This window comes from Streptomyces sp. SP18BB07 (assembly GCF_036322545.1).
Lineage (GTDB): Bacteria > Actinomycetota > Actinomycetes > Streptomycetales > Streptomycetaceae > Streptomyces > Streptomyces deccanensis.
Genome location: NZ_JAQYWT010000048.1, coordinates 1 through 329, shown reverse-complemented (window position 1 = coordinate 329; position 329 = coordinate 1). Strand labels below are relative to the sequence as shown.

Sequence of the window (329 nt, the reverse complement as noted above, 5' to 3'; positions counted from 1 at the left end):
GGAGGTGGGCAAGCTCACCATGAAGGGCGCGGCCGCCATCGCCGAACGGCACGGCGTGAAGGCGAAGACCCCCGGTGTCTTCATCGGACGGTCCGACAAGGGCCGGAAGCCTCTGTTCGCTTCGAACGAGGACATGCACGTCGACAACAGGGGCCCGCTGACCGGCAAGACGACCCGACTCGCCGTCCCCGCCATCCTCGACGGCCCCGGCGCGGTCCTCGTCACCTCCAACAAGCGGGACATCGAGGACTCCACCCGGGGCCCCCGTTCCGCACGCGGCCCCGACTGGGTCTTCGACCCGCAGCAGGTCGCAGCCGAGCCGCCGAGCT

Annotated in this window: 1 pseudogene; it reads left to right on the top strand. The window is 70.5% G+C overall.

Annotated features, from left to right (window positions below):
* Positions 1-19: 19 nt before the first annotated feature.
* Positions 20-329, top strand: a pseudogene (locus PUR53_RS00115) (conjugal transfer protein); the annotation flags it as partial.